This window comes from Butyrivibrio sp. XBB1001, from assembly GCF_000424505.1.
In the GTDB taxonomy this organism is placed as follows: Bacteria; Bacillota; Clostridia; order Lachnospirales; family Lachnospiraceae; genus Butyrivibrio.
Window position 1 is genome coordinate 61,104 of the sequence record NZ_AUKA01000015.1, and the last position, 13,825, is coordinate 74,928.

Consider the following 13,825-nt stretch of genomic DNA (forward strand, 5'->3'; position numbering starts at 1 on the left):
TAGATAGTAATAGTGAAAACTCCTTTTCATTTAATACATTTATGTCATCTGCACATTCTCTTTACCAAGTAGTTCTTCCAAGGCTTCTAAAGTCACCTTGTCAGCTTTTATAGACTTGGCTCTGCCAAGCTTTTTGATCTGCTTGGTATCTGTCAGATAAATGCTGATCTCGTCACGGCCATCGCTGCTTGCAATGATCTTTTCAAGAGCATCGACTTTGGATTCGTAAGTATCTTTATTAGGGAATCTCAGCCACACAGTCTTGGCTACTTCGTCAAAGAGCTGAATCTTGCTGGCTATGAGTTTGGCATCCCTCTCGTCTTCTACAGAAACACGGCCTTCTATAAAGACCTTGGCATCTTCATCGAGTCTGCCGGCGTTAGCTTCGTAAGTCTTGGGAAATACAATAACTTCCACAGAACCCACAAGATCTTCAAGAGTGATAAAGGCCATGATCTGGTCATTCTTAGTGTATTTTATTTTTTTCTCACTGATGATTCCACCGATAGTTACAGTGGAGCCATCCTGAACCTCAGGAGAACCGCTTTCATCATCAAGATAAAAATCTGTGGTGGTGTTTGTAATCTTCTTTTTCCACATACCAACATACTCTTCAAGAGGGTGGCCAGAAACATAGATTCCCAACACCTCTTTCTCAAATTCAAGCATCAGTTCCCGTGGGAATTCGCCAACATTTGGAAGCGGAATCTCATATTCCTTTTTGGCCTCTTCACCTGCAAAATCGAACAAAGTCATCTGACCTGCCATGACATTTCTGCCAGAATTGTGGAGCTGATCCATGATCTGTGAGTAAACAGTCATGTGCTGCTTTCGGGTTCCCTCAAAACAATCAAAAGCTCCGGCTTTTATAAAGTTTTCCACAGCACGTTTATTAACATCATTTTCTCGACCTGACATTCTTGTCAGAAAATCATTGATTGTCTTGAACTTACCGTGGAGCTGTCTCTCTTTTACAATAGAGGCTATGACTGGCCTTCCAATACCCTTAATGGCAGTGAGAGCATAACGAATAGCTTTCTTGTGCCCAGGAGCACAAGTAACTACAGCTCCGGTGACAGGCTTGTCATTTTCTGATGCTTCGATCTCAGTAACAGAGAAACCATCAAAGCCCTCATTTATATCAGGTGGTAAAAGAGCTATCCCCATATTTCTGCAGCTCATGATATAGCCGGAAACCTTGCCAGGGTTATCGATTACAGAAGTCATTAGAGCTGCCATGAACTCTACAGGATAGTAGTATTTAAGCCAAGCTGTCTGAAGGGCAACAACTGCATAGCAGGCAGCGTGGGACTTGTTGAAAGCATACTTGGCAAAATCCATCATGGAATCATAGATAGCGTTTGCAACTTCTGGCGCGATGCCCTTAGAAGCACAGCCAGGAACGTTTTCCTCTGGATTACCATTTACAAAATTAGCTCGTTCAACCTCCATGACATGCTGCTTCTTTTTACTCATGGCACGGCGAACAAGGTCAGCTCGGCCAAGAGTATAACCGCCTAGCTGCTGAACGATCTGCATAACCTGCTCCTGGTAAACGATACAGCCGTAGGTTGGTTTCAAAATTGGCTCTAGCTCAGGCGTCTGGTAAGTTATGGAGCCGGCATCATTTTTTCCTGATATGTATTTAGGAATAAAGTCCATTGGACCTGGGCGGTAAAGAGATATGCCCGCTATGATATCCTCCAGGGACTGAGGTTTGAGCTCCTTCATGAAGGACTGCATTCCTCCGGATTCCAGCTGGAATATACCATCACATTTGCCACTTCCGATAAGGCCAAGGACATTAGGGTCGTTGTAGTCTATTTCATCTATATTTATATAGTTAGGATCACCAGGCCTTGCGCCAAGAGAATTGTTGGCAAAGCGCACAGCATCCTTGATAACAGTAAGAGTGCGGAGCCCCAGAAAGTCCATCTTAAGAAGGCCCAGCTCCTCAATTGTTGTCATTGTAAACTGAGTGGTCACGTTTCCTTCTGCAGAGCGTGAGAGAGGAACAAGGTCCTCTGCAGGAGCAGAGCAGATAACGACACCGGCGGCGTGGATAGAGGTGTGACGAGGAAGCCCCTCAAGCTTTTTGCACATATCGATCAGCTTGTGAACAGTTTCGTCAGTCTCATACTGGGTTCTGAGCTCAGGGTTCATCTTGAGTGCAAGATCAAGAGTCATGTTGAGTTCCTGAGGAACCATCTTGGAAATGTTATCTCCAAAGCTATAGGGAAGATCCATAACCCTTGCCACGTCGCGGATAACTCCCTTGGCAGCCAGGGTTCCAAAGGTTATGATCTGCACAACCTTGTCAGCACCGTACTTTTCAGTTACATAATCTATTACATCCTGACGCCTCTCGTACTCGAAGTCCACGTCAATATCAGGCATGGATACACGTTCAGGATTAAGGAATCTCTCAAAGAGAAGATCATACTTGATAGGGTCAATGTTGGTGATATGCATGCAATAGGAAACAATACTTCCGGCAGCAGAACCTCTTCCCGGTCCAACAGCGATGCCGTTTTCGCGGCAATAGTTGATGTAGTCCCATACAATAAGGAAATAATCAACATAACCCATGCGCTTGATGACACCAAGCTCATAGTCAAGCTTCTCTTTTAACGTGCCATCATCATCGGGATAGCGCTCATGAAGACCATCAAGACAGAGTTTGTTAAGATAAGTCCAGGAATCATAACCTTCTGGAACCTCGAAGTGAGGCAACTTGGTAACACCAAATTCAATTTCAACATTACATCTGTCTGCAATCTTCTGGGTGTTGTCGATAGCTTCCTGTGCATAAGGGAAAAGAGATCTCATCTCTTCTTCACTTTTAACGTAGTACTGGCCACCTTCATAGCGCATACGATCCTCGTCACTTACCTTTTTGCCAGTCTGGATGCATAGCAAAAGGTCATGGGCCTCGGCATCATCAGCATAGGTGTAGTGACAGTCATTGGTTGCAACCAGAGGGATGTCAAGCTCCTGGGAAAGAGCCATAAGAGTAGCGTTAACGTGCCTCTGCTCTGGAATTCCGTGGTCCTGAAGCTCCAAAAAGAAATTGCCATGGCCAAAGATATTGTCGAGGCGGATCGCTGCCTCTTTTGCCTTATCTGGCGCACCCTTGACAATGTTCCTGGAAATTTCACCTGCAAGACAGGCAGAAAGCGCAATTATACCCTCGTGAAACTGCTCAAGAAGCTCCATGTCAACACGAGGCTTGTAGTAATAGCCTTCAGTAAAGCCGCGGCTCACAATATGAGACAGATTGGCATAGCCTACATTGTTCTCGGCAAGGAGCACCAGGTGATAGTATCTGTCATCTGTCTGGACGGACTCCTTGTCAAAGCGAGAGCCGGGAGCTACATAGACTTCGCAACCGATAACCGGATTTATGCCTTCTGCGCGACAAGCCTTATAAAAATCTATGACACCGTACATGACACCATGGTCAGTGATAGCACCAGCTGTCATGCCAAGGTCCTTCAGGCGCTTAACATATTCTTTTATCTTATTGGAACCGTCCAAAAGAGAATATTCAGTATGGACGTGCAAATGAGTAAATGCCATTATTTTTCCCCAAAAACTTTTTAAAATATATGAGGAAATTATAACATAAATGGTGGGAAATTTAATGGATAAGCTGGAGAATCAGACCCCTTGCTATTTGCAATTGATATTAGAGGTAAAAAGTTTTATATTTTCACAAAAGATGAACAAAAAAACGATAAAAGTTAAAATTTCTTGAAATCGATTTCAGAAGGATTGCAGATTAAAAAAACTTGCGATAATATAAAAATAAGTATGACAAAGTATTGTCAATTCAAGGCTTTTGTATTATATTTTTATAGGATTTTAAGAGAAATATATTTTTGAATTGAATCGTAGAATTCAATGTTATGAATCGAGGAAATAATTATGGCGAAACAGATCAAAACTATTGGAGTTTTAACTAGTGGTGGTGACGCACCTGGAATGAACGCAGCTATCAGAGCTGTTGTTCGTAAATCCCTTGCAAATGGACTCAAGGTTAAGGGTATCAAGAAAGGTTACATGGGTCTTCTTAACGAAGAAATCATCGATATGGATAGACGTAGCGTATCTGATATCATCCAGAAGGGTGGTACTATTCTTGGTACAGCTCGTTGTATGGAGTTCACAACAGCAGAGGGTCAGGCCAAGGGCGCTGAGATCTGCCGCAAGCATGGAATAGATGGTATGGTTGTTATCGGTGGTGACGGTTCATACCGCGGAGCTCAGAAGCTTTCCCAGCAGGGCATCAATACAGTAGGTATCCCAGGAACAATCGACCTTGATATCTCTTGCACAGACTACACAATCGGATTTGATACAGCTATCAACACAGCAATGGAGGCCATTGATAAGATTCGTGATACATCTTCTTCACATGAGAGAGTTAGTATCGTAGAGGTTATGGGCCGTCATGCTGGATATATTGCTCTTTGGTGCGCAATCGCTAACGGCGCTGATGACATTCTCCTTCCTGAGAAGTATGACTACAACGAGCAGAGAATCATCGATAACATCATCGACAACCGTAAGAAGGGCAAGACACATCACATCATCGTAAACGCTGAGGGTATCGGACATTCAACATCTATGGCTCGTAGAATCGAAGCTGCTACAGGTCTTGAGACAAGAGCTTCTATCCTTGGTTATATGCAGCGTGGTGGTAGCCCAACATGTAAGGATCGTGTATATGCTTCTATGATGGGATGCTATGCAGCTGATATCCTTGCAGCTGGCAAGACAAACCGTGTTGTTGGCTACAGAAATGGCCAGTTCGTTGATTATGACATCGACGAGGCTCTTGCAATGAAGAAGAACATCAACGAGTACATGTACGAAATCGCTCGTATTCTTTAATTTATTGGATGATAAGATATTTAGAAATTTTGACGCGGCAGGATTATTCCTGCCGCGTTTTGTTGTACCGGAAGAAATGCGCTAAGGATGTTTGCATATAAAGTGTGATATACTTAATCCATATACTTTGTGATTTAAAAATATATGAGGAAATTAGATGATAACAAGTACAAGTAATGAGAGAGTTCGCAAGGTCGTAAGCCTTATGGAAAAGAGTAAAGCTCGCCGTGAGGAAGATGCCTTTGTAATAGAAGGAATGAAGATGCTAAGAGAGGCACCTGTACTCCAGGTTAGGGAAGTCTATGTAACTGCAAGATTTCTTGATAAGGCTACGGAAGAGGATAAAGAAATTCTCTGGAGATACGGAGCTGAAGAGGTTTCCGAGGATGTCATGAAGAAGATGGCTGCAACCCAGACCCCGCAAGGAGTTTTGGCAGTTATCAGTCAGTATCATTACACTCTTGAGGAAGTTATTGAAGGCTACAACCAAGATGATGAAAATGCAAGACCACTGATGCTCATTCTCGAGAATATTCAGGACCCTGGAAATGTAGGAACAATGCTTCGTTCCGGAGAGGGGGCAGGAGTAACAGGAATTATCCTCAGCAAGGGATCTGCAGATATCTATAATCCCAAGGTTATAAGATCGACCATGGGCTCAATTTTTAGAATGCCATTTATATATGTAGAAAGTGTTCCACAAGTTCTTGAAACACTCAAGGCAAGTGGTATCCATACTTACGCTGCTCACCTTAAAGGGGAGAAGAACTACGATGAATTTGACTATACTCAGCCAACAGCATTCCTTATAGGGAATGAGGGAAATGGTCTTACAAAAGAGACTGCAGATGCGGCAGATACTTACATCCTGATCCCGATGAAGGGTGAGGTTGAATCTATGAATGCGGCAACATCTGCAGCAATCCTGACTTTTGAAGCATCCAGACAGAGAAGAGGGTGATGCAGCAAATGAATTCAGATGCAAGCAATGTGGTTAATTATGCATGAGCAGTGCTGCACTAGCATCCAAAATGGATAAAAGGATACTTTGGAATAGATAGTAATTATGATAGAGAATCAGACACAAGGAGGCACGTTATGACAATTGGTTTTATTGGACTTGGAAATATGGCGAAAGCTATGATTGGCGGGATTCTGGCCAAGGGACTTATGGGCTCTAACGAGATTATAGGAACAGCAGCTACAGAAGCTACCAGACAAAAAGTTGCAAGCAAGTACGGAATCCAGATTCGCAGCTCCAATGCGGCCGTAGCCAAAGAGGCAGATATAATCATTCTGGCTGTTAAACCGCAGTATTTAAAGGTTGTTATTGCGGATATCATGGACAGTGTAGATGATAGTAAGATTATCGTCAGCATAGCAGCAGGCAAGACAATTAATTGGTTGGCAAAAGAGTTCGAAAAACCGGTAAAAATAATAAGAGTAATGCCTAACACTCCAGCCCTTGTTTTAGAGGGATGTTCTGCGGTTTGTAGGAATGACCTTGTAAGTGACAACGACTTCCAGTTCGTGATAGAGCTCCTTGAGAGCTTTGGCAAGGCATACACAGTGCCTGAATCCATGATGGACGTAGTGGTCGGAGTCAGCGGTTCATCTCCTGCTTATGTATTTCTTTTCATAGAAGCCATGGCTGATGCGGCAGTAGCAGGGGGTATGCCAAGGAAACAGGCTTACGAATTTGCAGCGCAGTCAGTTCTTGGAAGTGCCAAGATGGTCCTTGAAACTGGAAAACACCCTGGCGAACTCAAGGATATGGTGTGCTCCCCAGCAGGTACAACAATAGAGGCTGTTAGAGTATTAGAAGAAAAGGGCTTTAGAGCGGCAGTTATAGACGCTGTAAAGGCTTGCATTGACAAGAGTAAGCAACTGTAATTAATTTACAAAAAATAAACGGTAAATTGTAAAAATTTGACAAAAAAATCATTATTTGCTAATATCTATATGTTTTCGTGATGGTAACAAATTGCAATATATTTGTAAAAATTGCACGCAAGATTTATTACCAAATACAAAAATAATGCAGAGGATAGCAAAGATATGAAAAAGGCAGTAAAGTTATCCCTTAGGGAATTGAGACCTTTGATTATTTGTGGTCTTGTCTTTGTTCTATTTATTTCCCAGGGATTAACTGTAAATGCTAGGAGCAATAATACCGTTTCAGAGGTTGCTGTAGGCATTTCAAACATTATAAGTCCAATTTCTCCGCTTGGAATGGATTCCAGTGCGACAGAAGTTATTGTGGCATCCAATATGAACAAATCTTCTGATGCCAGTTCATCTTCCAGTACCAGTGAGGATGAAGGTTCTAAACTTGTCATGGCTAATGTGTCAAGAGTCATGAACGTCAGGGAAGAGCCTGACGAAGACGCGGCCAAGGTAGGAGTCCTTTATAAGGACTGTGGCGGCAAGATCTTAGAGAGGAAAGATGGTTGGACCAAGATCCAGTCAGGGGATCTGATTGGATGGGCCAATGATGAATATCTTTTATTTGATGAGGATGCTATAAACGCAGCATCAGACGTTGGTAAGCAGATTGTAACCAGCAACAGCACAGCTCTTAATATCAGGAAAGAGCCAAACGAGAAGGCGCAGGTTCTAGGTGTACTTACCAAGAATGTCTTTGTTGATATGATCGAAGATCTGGGGAATGGCTGGATCAGCGTTGATTACAACGATGAGACAGGCTATGTTCAAGCTGATTTCGTTACTACTGAGTTCAAGATTGACCAGGGTGAGACAATAGCAGCCATCAAGATTCGTGAGGAAGCTGAGAAGAAAGCAGCCCTTACCAAGAACCAGGGAGCAGTCAGCGCGGATGCTGATGAAGTTAAACTCCTTGCAGCACTTATCCAGTGCGAGGCAGGTAACCAGCCTTACGAGGGAAGAGTTGCGGTTGGTGCCGTTGTACTCAACAGAGTTAAGAGCGGCGCTTATCCTAACACTATTTACGGTGTTATCTATGCGTCAGGTCAGTTTACACCAGCCCTCAACGGAACAGTTGCCAAGGTTTACAACAGTGGCAAGATCTACGACATGAACTATCAGGCAGCTCAGGCAGCACTTAATGGTGAGACCACTGTAGGAAGCGCATGCCACTTCAGAAGAGTAAACGGACGTGAAGGTATCATAATAGGAGCACACGTATTCTGGTAATCTTATATAATTGAATTTATTATCGGGGAAAAGACATAGCTCTTTTCCCCGATTTTTATTGCCAGCGCAGTTACAATCAGCGTCCATTGTCCCTTTGTGTATTTAGTATTCTGTGTTATCATGGAAAAAGATGCACAAAAACGGAAACTAGATTACAGGAGGAGTAGGATTATGAACTTGTACGGACGCGATTTTTTGAAACTGCTTGACTACACACCAGAGGAAATTCAGTGCCTGGTAGACCTTGCTTCTGATCTCAAGGAGAAAAAGAAAAAAGGAATTCTCCACGACGAACTTCGAGGCAAGAACATTGCTCTCATATTTGAGAAGACCAGCACCAGAACAAGATGTTCCTTTGAAGTTGCAGCAAGTGACCTAGGTATGGGTTCAACCTACCTTAATCCAACGGATTCTCAGATTGGTAAAAAGGAATCCATTGCAGACACAGCAAGGGTTCTTGCTAGCATGTATGACGGCATCGAATACAGAGGCTTTGAGCAGGAGATAGTTGAGACAATTGCCAAGTATAGCAAAGTTCCAGTATGGAATGGACTTACCAACGAATTCCATCCCACGCAGATGCTGGCAGATCTTTTGACTATCAAGGAGCACTTCGGAAAGCTCAAGGGAATCCACCTGGTTTACATGGGTGATGCAAGATACAACACAGGAAATTCCCTCATGGTGGCTTGCGCCAAGATGGGGATGCACTTTACTGCAGTATCTAACAAGAAATATTACCCTAATGAGGAACTGATAAAGACCTGTCAGGACATTGCCAAGGAGACAGGGGCTATCATTGATTTTAATGAGGATCCAATTGAAGGAACTAAGGGCGCAGACGTTATATACACCGACATCTGGGTTTCTATGGGAGAGCCAGACAGTGTTTGGGAAGAGCGAATCCGCGACCTTGAAAAATACAGAGTTACAATGGATATCATGAATAATGCAGGCAAGAATAGCGTATTCATGCACTGTCTGCCTTCTTTCCACGACCTTAATACAGGAATTGGCAAGGAGATAAAAGAAAAATACGGTCTCAACGAAATGGAAGTAACTGACGAAGTCTTTGAATCAGATCACTCCATCGTGTTTGAAGAGGCTGAGAACCGCATGCACACCATAAAGGCTGTGATGCTGGCTACACTCAAAAATAGCTGATCAAAAGCTAAGAGTGCCGAACAATAATCATAGACACTGACAAATATAAAAAACGACATCATGTAAAGGCATAAGGGATTAGAACAGTGAACAAGGAGAGCATAGCAAAAAAACTTAATACTAATTGGGCAGGAAGGAACCTGATCTACAAGGATGAAACCGGATCAACCAACGATGACGCAAGGGAGCTTGCCCAGGAAGGGGCACCCCACGGAACACTAGTTGTGGCTGACAGGCAGATAACAGGAAGAGGCTCAAGGGGCAGATCCTGGGAAACACCTCAGGGAACCAATATCGCCATGAGTCTTGTTATAAGGCCTGACGCTCCACCGGATAGGATTTCAATGCTGACCCTCATCATGGGATTATCGATTGCAGAAGGCATTGAAGATGCGCTTATCATAGCCAACGATGAAGACCTTAGCAAGTCAACCAAGGTATACTTTGCTGGTCAGATCATAGCCGAGGTTAGGAACTTCCCCCAGATCAAGTGGCCAAACGACATCGTTATTGCAGGGAAAAAAATCTGTGGTATACTGACAGAGCTTCATATGAAGCCTGACAATACTATAGATGATGTTGTAATAGGTGTTGGCATTAATGTTAACATGGAAGACTTTCCAGAAGATATTAAGGATATTGCAGGCTCTATTTTATCAACAACAGGCGTAAGGCTCAGAAGGAGCCAGGTAATCGCCTGCTGTATGAAAAGATTTGAAGAAAACTATGAGAAATATCGTCAGCATTATGATCTGACTCTTTTACTGGATCAGTATGAGATGAGGCTCATAAACAGACACAAGCTGGTCAAAGTGTTAGACCCTAAGGGAGAATATGAGGCAATTGCTCACGGCATCACCAAGACTGGAGCTCTCGTTGTTTCTAATGAAGAGGGAGAAGAGTTTGAGATAAACGCCGGAGAAGTGTCTGTCAGAGGACTATATGGATACACATAAGGCGCAGGCGATGAGAATTGTTCTGTGCATATGTGGACAGCAATAGGGGACTTGTGACGGGTAGAGTGGAAAGACACAGAATTGTTGACAAGTAAAGTGGATAACAATAAGATTTTCGGCAGATAATGTGGAAAAATCCCAGGAGTAAGAAATGATTTTAGTAGTTGATGTAGGAAATACAAATATCACGTGCGGAGCATTTGAGGGCAAGAAGCTTGTCAGTTCCTTTAGAATGACCACAGGAACAGCAAGAACTTCAGATGAGTTTGGTTTGGAACTCATGGCGCTTCTCAACATAAACTCCGTGGATAAGGACAAACTTGAGGGCGTTATGATTGCAAGTGTAGTACCTCAGGTTATGCACGCTCTTGTAAATGCCATCATAAAATACATCGGCAAGAAACCTTACCTCGTGGGACCTGGTATTAAGACAGGTATCAGGATTTCTTTGGACAATCCAAGGGAAGTAGGGCCAGATCTTATTGTGGATGCGGTTGCTGGATATGAATTATACGGTGGACCGGTAATCGTGGTTGACTTTGGAACCGCAACCACCTATATTATGATAAATGAAAAAGGTGACTTTTTTACCGGAGTGGTTTGCCCTGGTATCAGAATTTCTGCAAAAGCTCTTTGGGAAGACACAGCTAAACTTCCTGAAATTGAGATCAGAAACCCAGGCAGCATCCTGGCCAAGGAGACAATCTCCAGCATGCAGGCAGGACTTGTGTACGGACAGATTGGCCAGACCAAATATATTATAGAAGAGATGAAGAGAGAAGCAGGATTTCCAAACGCCAAGGTAGTTGCTACAGGCGGACTTGGAAGGATCATTGCCCAGGAGACCAAAGAGATAGATGTTTACGATCCAATCCTTACTCTCCGCGGACTTCAGATCCTCTATGACAAGAACCGAAGGACCAAGCCGCAGCTTAAAGAGCTTGAAGATGAAAATGCACCTGAATGAGTGCTGTGCGACACTCAGACCGGATCAGCAAGGATAGTAGGTGATCCAAGACTAAATATGATGCAGATCATGGAAGCTGAGAATTTGTAAAAAAGTAGAAATATATAAAACAAGAGAAATTAATGAAATAGAAATAAGGAACAGATATGAGTGCTAAGGATTTTGAGGAACAGTATAATAAAGAATTTCGTGATATGGATCTTACAAGTGAGGAAGACAAGGAAGACCTCAAGATAGACGAGATGCAGAAGACCAACAAGGGAAGAGTTTTCGAGCAGGCAGCAGGCGGCAGAGTTGTTCTGTGCGGTGCCAACGCTTACGAGCAGAAATACTATTTTAACCCTGTATTTAAAGAGATTCCTGAGTCAATCAAGAAAGAGCTGAATATTATCAGCGTTCTCTTTACCCAGGAAGCAGGTGGAATATTCACTATCGTTTTTGAAGAAGACGGTGGCATCAGCATCGAAACAAACGCTGATGAAGAAGACATCACCTATGACGAGATCACAGCAGGACTTCTTGTAAGTGAAGTTCGCAGAAAGAGACAGGACCTCTTTGAGGCACTGGGACTTTACTATAGAATCTATGTACTTCATGAGAATCCCGCAGACATATTGGGTTCTGAGGACGAATGAAACCCAGCAGATATGATAAATAAGCGGATGGATAACCTCTGAATCTTCTGGCGAGTCTGCATGCAGACGAGAGCAGAACAGCGTTAAGAGTATAATAGGAGAAATATGTCAGGATACGGCAAGTTACAAATAGGGAACGTAACCCTGGACAATAATATAATACTAGGACCAATGGCAGGTGTTTCAGACCTGCCGTTTCGTCTGTTATGCAGAGAAATGGGGGCAGGGCTTGTATGCATGGAAATGGTAAGCGCCAAGGCCATAACATACAAGAACAAGAACACCAACATGCTCATGGAAATCCATGAGGATGAGCACCCGGTTTCGCTGCAGCTCTTTGGATCAGAGCCTGAGATAATGCAGCAGGCAGTAGAGATGATAAAGGATAGGCCCTACGATATTCTTGATGTGAATATGGGATGCCCTGTTCCAAAGGTTGTTGGAAATGGCGAGGGTTCAGCACTTATGAAGAATCCAGAGCTTATTGAAAAGATTGTAAAAGCTCTGTGCCAGGTTTCTGACAGGCCGGTTACAGTCAAGATCAGAAAAGGCTTTACAGAGGCAAGCGTCAACGCTGTTGAATGTGCTCTGGCTGCTCAGGAGGGCGGAGCTGCAGCAGTTGCAGTCCACGGAAGAACAAGAGAGCAGTACTACTCTGGTCAGGCAGACTGGAGCATTATTGCGCAGGTAAAAGAGGCATTGAAAATCCCGGTAATAGGAAATGGTGATGTTGTGGATGGACCATCAGCCAGACGCATGTTTGAAGAAACAGGCTGCGATGGAGTTATGGTAGCAAGAGCTGCCCAGGGGAATCCATTTCTTTTCCGTGAGATAAAGAGCTACTTCGAGACGGGAGAGACTTGCCCAAGGCCTACAAGTAAGGAAATTTATGACACAGTCATAAGACATGCGGACCTGCAGCTTAAGTACAAGGGAGAGTTCATCGGAATCCGCGAGATGAGAAAGCATGTGTCCTGGTACACTGTCGGAATGCCAGGCAGTGCCAAGTTCAGGAATCAGATCAATCAGATGGAAGATATGGATTCCCTTAAAAAGGCATGTGGGCTATTGTTTAATGAAGCAAATCAATGATGCTATAAAGTGGTTGAAGGATAACATGGAATAAAAGGCATTAAGTATAAATTATTAAAAAAGCATAAACGCAATTTAGAACATGGTTTCTGACCTTGACATGATTTTTTATAGACTATATAATAGCAAAGTTAAAATAGCTTTATTAAATGAAAGTTTTTTTATAAATTTGGCTTTAAAGCCCACAGTTGTGCGGTTTAATCAATGATGAAGGGTAGGTTTTGAGATGGAAGAGAAGAAGAACATTTTAACTTATGAAGGACTCAAGAAATATGAGGACGAACTTCATGAGCTGAAAGTTGTTAAGCGTAAGGAAGTTGCTGAGAAGATCAAGGAAGCTAGAGAGCAGGGTGACCTTTCAGAGAACGCTGAGTACGATGCAGCCAAGGATGAGCAGAGAGACATCGAGGCTAGAATCGAAGCTCTTGAGAAAATCCTCAAGAATGCAGAAGTTGTTGTAGAAGAGGACGTTGACCTTGATAAGATCAGTATTGGTTGTATAGTTAAGATTAAGGACCTTGAGTTTGATGAGGACCTTGAGTACAAGATCGTTGGTTCATCTGAGGCTAACTCACTTAAGGGCAAGATCTCAAACGAGTCACCTGTTGGTAAGGCTCTCCTTGGTGCCAAGAAGGGACAGACAGTTTCTGTAGAGACTCAGGCTGGTATCATTAAGTACAAGGTACTTAGCATCGAGAGATCAGCAGTTTGATAAGCTAGTTTATCAGAATGATTTTATTGCTTTGGTATAAGCTGTGTTTTGGTAAGAATTTCAGAACATATACAGATCTGAGTGATTTTACATTTGTAGATAATAAGGGGGCCAGCGATTTACATGATATTTCGCTGGCTCTTTAAATAAATATCGTTAAGCAAACTTGATATTGCATCGTCTAAGTTAGGCATATTTCAAGCTACAATTCGTGGATGCATGGATTTAT

At 43.1% G+C, this 13,825-nt stretch carries 11 protein-coding genes; 10 read left to right on the plus strand and 1 reads right to left on the minus strand.

Annotated features, from left to right (window positions below):
* Window positions 1-39: 39 nt before the first annotated feature.
* Window positions 40-3,579 carry a DNA polymerase III subunit alpha gene (locus tag G631_RS0112495; protein WP_026489745.1) on the minus strand — a complete coding sequence of 1,180 codons (3,540 nt, stop codon included), beginning with the start codon at window positions 3,577-3,579 and terminating at the stop codon, window positions 40-42.
* Window positions 3,580-3,927: 348 nt separating this feature from the next.
* On the opposite strand from G631_RS0112495, the gene pfkA reads away from it, so the two are divergent.
* From pfkA to greA, 10 genes are all read left to right on the plus strand, one after another.
* Window positions 3,928-4,896: a 6-phosphofructokinase gene (gene pfkA, locus G631_RS0112505; protein ID WP_026489746.1), complete on the plus strand. Its 969-nt coding sequence runs from the start codon at window positions 3,928-3,930 to the stop codon at window positions 4,894-4,896.
* 157 nt (window positions 4,897-5,053) lie between these two features.
* Window positions 5,054-5,857, plus strand: coding sequence for a TrmH family RNA methyltransferase (locus G631_RS0112510; RefSeq protein WP_026489747.1), 804 nt, complete (start codon window positions 5,054-5,056; stop codon window positions 5,855-5,857).
* Between the two features lie 137 nt (window positions 5,858-5,994).
* Window positions 5,995-6,789, plus strand: a complete 795-nt coding sequence (proC, locus tag G631_RS0112515) for a pyrroline-5-carboxylate reductase (protein ID WP_026489748.1) — start codon at window positions 5,995-5,997, stop codon at window positions 6,787-6,789.
* 165 nt (window positions 6,790-6,954) lie between these two features.
* Entirely contained in the window at window positions 6,955-8,070 is a 1,116-nt protein-coding gene (locus G631_RS0112520) for a cell wall hydrolase (protein WP_026489749.1), read from the plus strand.
* Between the two features lie 171 nt (window positions 8,071-8,241).
* On the plus strand, window positions 8,242-9,234 hold the full coding sequence (argF, locus tag G631_RS0112525) for an ornithine carbamoyltransferase (protein ID WP_026489750.1): 993 nt from the start codon (window positions 8,242-8,244) through the stop codon (window positions 9,232-9,234).
* A gap of 86 nt (window positions 9,235-9,320) precedes the next feature.
* Window positions 9,321-10,190 carry a biotin--[acetyl-CoA-carboxylase] ligase gene (locus tag G631_RS19115; RefSeq protein WP_051197216.1) on the plus strand — a complete coding sequence of 290 codons (870 nt, stop codon included), beginning with the start codon at window positions 9,321-9,323 and terminating at the stop codon, window positions 10,188-10,190.
* A gap of 151 nt (window positions 10,191-10,341) precedes the next feature.
* Window positions 10,342-11,157: a type III pantothenate kinase gene (locus G631_RS0112535; RefSeq protein WP_026489751.1), complete on the plus strand. Its 816-nt coding sequence runs from the start codon at window positions 10,342-10,344 to the stop codon at window positions 11,155-11,157.
* A gap of 146 nt (window positions 11,158-11,303) precedes the next feature.
* Window positions 11,304-11,792, plus strand: a complete 489-nt coding sequence (locus G631_RS0112540; RefSeq protein ID WP_242829104.1) for a DUF6145 family protein — start codon at window positions 11,304-11,306, stop codon at window positions 11,790-11,792.
* A 105-nt stretch (window positions 11,793-11,897) separates the two neighbouring features.
* Entirely contained in the window at window positions 11,898-12,884 is a 987-nt protein-coding gene (gene dusB / locus G631_RS0112545; protein ID WP_026489753.1) for a tRNA dihydrouridine synthase DusB, read from the plus strand.
* 226 nt (window positions 12,885-13,110) lie between these two features.
* On the plus strand, window positions 13,111-13,596 hold the full coding sequence (gene greA, locus G631_RS0112550) for a transcription elongation factor GreA (RefSeq protein WP_026489754.1): 486 nt from the start codon (window positions 13,111-13,113) through the stop codon (window positions 13,594-13,596).
* The last annotated feature ends 229 nt before the right edge of the window (window positions 13,597-13,825 follow it).

Coding starts and splice junctions, on each gene's coding strand:
- G631_RS0112495 (WP_026489745.1), bottom strand. CDS start 3,579: ATGGCATTTACTCATTTGCACGTCCATACTGAATATTCTCTTTTGGAC.
- pfkA (WP_026489746.1), top strand. CDS start 3,928: ATGGCGAAACAGATCAAAACTATTGGAGTTTTAACTAGTGGTGGTGAC.
- G631_RS0112510 (WP_026489747.1), top strand. CDS start 5,054: ATGATAACAAGTACAAGTAATGAGAGAGTTCGCAAGGTCGTAAGCCTT.
- proC (WP_026489748.1), top strand. CDS start 5,995: ATGACAATTGGTTTTATTGGACTTGGAAATATGGCGAAAGCTATGATT.
- G631_RS0112520 (WP_026489749.1), top strand. CDS start 6,955: ATGAAAAAGGCAGTAAAGTTATCCCTTAGGGAATTGAGACCTTTGATT.
- argF (WP_026489750.1), top strand. CDS start 8,242: ATGAACTTGTACGGACGCGATTTTTTGAAACTGCTTGACTACACACCA.
- G631_RS0112535 (WP_026489751.1), top strand. CDS start 10,342: ATGATTTTAGTAGTTGATGTAGGAAATACAAATATCACGTGCGGAGCA.
- G631_RS0112540 (WP_242829104.1), top strand. CDS start 11,304: ATGAGTGCTAAGGATTTTGAGGAACAGTATAATAAAGAATTTCGTGAT.
- dusB (WP_026489753.1), top strand. CDS start 11,898: ATGTCAGGATACGGCAAGTTACAAATAGGGAACGTAACCCTGGACAAT.
- greA (WP_026489754.1), top strand. CDS start 13,111: ATGGAAGAGAAGAAGAACATTTTAACTTATGAAGGACTCAAGAAATAT.